Here is a 3,603-nt window from a genome sequence, read left to right on the forward strand (position 1 = left end):
TCCCGGAAGATGGTGGATCCCGCCCGGTCGGCCCTTGGTCGGTCGGCTGGCGGTCAGCCCTCGGCCAGCTGGAGGGTCTCCCGAGCGATCGCGGTGCCGAAGCGGACGGCGCCAGGGGACGGGACTGGGCAGGCCGTCATCGGTTTCTGGAGCAACGGGCAGAAGTGGACCCCGTCGGGGCTGCGGACTGTGACGACCCCCCCGGGCTCGCAGGTCTCGCCCGCGGCACAGGGCATCGTCGAGGTGAACCGGCCGTTCATGGTCAGCACCCGGCCCGCGGGGACCACCCGGGTACGTTCGTGCTCTGCGGCGATCTGGCGCCACAGGCGGTCCAACAGGGTCATCCCGGCCTCGTCGACCGTCTGGTCACGCCGTGGCGGCGCATCCACGAGGACGACTCCGATGCCCTGATTCGTCAGCATCTTGACGGCCTTCGTCACGTCCTCCCGGTAGGCCGTCACCAGGTCACGACCCTGCATGCAGGGCGTCACCTGGTTGCCGGAGAACACCAGAACCGCGGTGGTCGGCCGCCAACGCCGCGCCTGGTCGCGGATGTCCATGAGCCAGTCGCAGGGCGCCGTGCCACCCCAGGTGCGCACCAGCACGGCGGTCCCGCCGTCCGCGCGGGCCGCCTCGTCGAAGGCGCTACCCGCCTCCCAGGCGAGCGAGTCGCCCCACAACGCCACCCGTGGCCTGTCGTCGGAGGTCCTGTTCACCACCAGGGTGCCCCCGACCAGGACGATCGCGACGACGAACAGCCAGCCGACCGGTCCCAGCCGTCCGATCCGCACGGTCCGCCCCTTCCTGCCCCGCCGCACCGGGCCGGTATCACCGGATCCCCGATCACGTCCGACTCTGCCCGGCTACCCACCACCTCATCGTGCTTCCCGCCCGGCGCTGTTCTGGTGACGGGTGTGCCGTCCCCACGAACGGACATTACCGAACGTACCTCCCATAACTGTTCTATCCAGAGACCCGAGTAGCTCCCGCTACCGCGGGCGGTCGTGGCCGAGACGGGAGGGTGGGGGTGGGTAGGACATGGCAGTACCCATGGCGGTGGGCTGCCCCATGGCGGCGGGCTGCCCTGTGGCGGCGGGCTGCCCTGTGGCGGCGGGCTGCCCTGTGGCGGCGGGCTGCCCTGTGGCGGCGGGCATGGGGGTGCTGGTCGGAAGGCGAGACCGGATCTGTGGCAGAGTTTTCGCCATGACGCGGTCCGTTGCGACGCGCAGGCCCACCATGGCCCGCCGTACTGCCGCCGCGGCGTTGACCCTGGGCGGCGTGGCCGGGTTCACCTACGGCATTCCGTCGCTCACCACATTGCGTCGACTACGGCTGCGGTGGACGCCGGCGCTCGCAGGGCTCGGCGCGCCTGATCACGTCGCGCTCACCTTCGACGATGGTCCGGATCCGGTGTCCACGCCGCAGTTCCTCGACGTGCTCGCCGAACTCGACGTGCGGGCGACGTTCTTCGTCCTCGGTGGTCTGCTGGAACGTGCACCGACGTTGGCGAGGGAGATGGCCGCCGCCGGGCACGAGCTGGCCGTGCACGGCTGGGATCATCGCCCGATGCTGTTGCGCGGTCCCCGCTCCACGCACGACCATCTCGCCCGCACCCGGGACCTGGTCGTCGAGATCACCGGTCGCGCGCCGCGGTTCGTCCGGCCGCCGCACGGCATCCTTTCGGCCGGGCTGCTCGTCGCGGCCCGCCGCCTCGACCTCAGCCCCGTCCTGTGGTCGGCGTGGGGACGCGACTGGACGGCCGAGGCGACGCCGGGCAGCGTGCTGGACACCCTCGCCCCCGACCTGCGCGGGGGCGCCACGGTGCTGCTGCACGACTGTGACTGCACATCGGCCCCCGAGGCCTGGCGCAGCGCGCTCGGGGCTCTGCCCGGGATCGCCGCGTGCTGCGACGACGCCGGCCTGCGCCTCGGACCACTCGCCGAGCACGGCCTGCCGGCCTAGCCGAATCCTCCTTCTGGCAGGAGCGGCCGGGCAGGTCAGACGGCTGGGCAGGTCAGACGGCCGGGTAGAGGGAGTAGCTCGGGAAGTTGCCGACGAGCCGCTCGTCGGCGTCCGCGCCCACGGTGACGGCTCTGGCCAGATGGACACCGCCGACGAAGGCCCCCTTCCAGGAGGCGCCGCGGCCACCGAACGGCTCGTCCCGGTCGCCGCGGGAGCGCGGCTTGTTGACTCCGACCTTGAACGCCTGCAGTTCCCCGGCGAGCCGGGGGGCATGGGACTCGTCGTCGCAGGCCAGTGAGGCGACCAGCGCGCCGTTGGAGGCGTTCATCGCCGCCAGCAGTTCGGCCTCCGAGTCGACGACGACGATGGTGTCGACCGGGCCGAACGGCTCCGCGTGGTGCAGCGCAGACGACGCCGGCGGGCTCAGGACCGCCACCGGCGGCACGTAGGCGGAGGTGTCCTGCCCGGGGATGAACCGGCCGTCCGCGAGGTCTCCGCGGTAGATCGGCACGCCGCCCTTCGTGATCGCCTCGTCGATCTTCGCGGCCAGCTCGGTCGCCTTGTCCGCGGTGATGACCGGGCCGTAGTCCAGCTCGGGCAGCGGGTCGGTGTCGTCGGCGACAGCGAGGGGGTGGCCGAACCGGACGCCGGAGACCACCGGCAGGTACATCTGGAGGAACCTGTCGAACAGTTGGCGCTGGACGACGTAGCGGGGGTAGGCGGTGCAGCGCTGCTTGCCGTACTCGAAGCCCTTCTTCAGATGGGCGGCGAGCACGTCCCACTGGGAGAAGTCCCAGATGCCCCAGGCGTTGAGGCCCTCCTGCTCGAGGAAGTGGCGCTTACCGGTGTCGACCAGGGCGGCGGCGACCTGGCCAGCCGCCGACCGGCCGCCCACGAAGGCCAGGCAGCCGATCTCGGGGGCGCGGACCAGCGCCGAGCTCAGCCGGGAACCCGATCCGGAGACCAGCGAGACCGGCAGACCCTCCCGGCGGGCCAGCGCGCTCGCCAGCGTCAGGCAGGCGGCGCCGCCGTCGGTCGGGGTCTTGGCGATGGTGCCGTTGCCGGCGAGGATCTGGACGAGCACGGCATGCATGAGCACGCTCATCGGGTAGTTCCAGCTGGCGATGTTGCTCACCGGACCGGGTAACGGGGTGCGCCCGGCGATCATGCCGTCGATCTCGTCGATGTACCAGCGCACCCCGTCGAGGGCACGGTCGACGTCGGTGCGCGCCAGCCGCCAGGGCTTGCCGATCTCCCAGACGAGCAGGAGAGCCAGCAGGTCGCGGTGGGCGTCCATGGCGTCGACGGCGGCGCGTACCCGGGCCTTGCGCTCGGGCAGCGCCACGTCGCGCCAGTGCTTGTGGTCGTCGAGAGCGGCCCGGATCGCCTCCCGGGCCTCGTCCAGCTCGATCATCGGGGGCCCGGCGATCGGTGTGCCGTCGACGGGGGACAGGCTGTGCAGTGGGTTTCCAGTTCGATGCCAGTGCCCGCCCCAGAGATTACGGAGGCGGTCCTCGTCGAACGCCTCGGGGGCAATCTGGCGGCAGGTGGCGAACGCCTCGGACCAGGTGGTACCCGGCTTAATGTGGAGTCGTGGCTGGGAGCTGCTGGATGCTGCGGCCATACCGGTGATATTGACGG

The 3,603-nt window shown here is 71.6% G+C and carries 3 protein-coding genes; 1 reads left to right on the plus strand and 2 read right to left on the minus strand.

Going from position 1 to position 3,603, the window contains the following annotated elements; all coding sequences use genetic code 11:
* Positions 1-53: 53 nt before the first annotated feature.
* Positions 54-818: a DUF459 domain-containing protein gene (locus ACY45C_RS08340; RefSeq protein ID WP_462187049.1), complete on the minus strand. Its 765-nt coding sequence runs from the start codon at positions 816-818 to the stop codon at positions 54-56.
* A gap of 418 nt (positions 819-1,236) precedes the next feature.
* Between ACY45C_RS08340 and ACY45C_RS08345 the strand changes: the two genes are divergently transcribed.
* On the plus strand, positions 1,237-1,962 hold the full coding sequence (locus ACY45C_RS08345) for a polysaccharide deacetylase family protein (RefSeq protein WP_462187050.1): 726 nt from the start codon (positions 1,237-1,239) through the stop codon (positions 1,960-1,962).
* Positions 1,963-2,014: 52 nt separating this feature from the next.
* Here the strand turns inward: ACY45C_RS08345 and ACY45C_RS08350 are convergent, their stop codons facing one another.
* Positions 2,015-3,586 (minus strand): aldehyde dehydrogenase family protein, encoded by a 1,572-nt coding sequence (locus ACY45C_RS08350; protein WP_462187064.1) that lies wholly within the window; start codon positions 3,584-3,586, stop codon positions 2,015-2,017.
* Positions 3,587-3,603 lie beyond the last annotated feature (17 nt).

This window comes from Frankia sp. CcWB2, assembly GCF_977927585.1.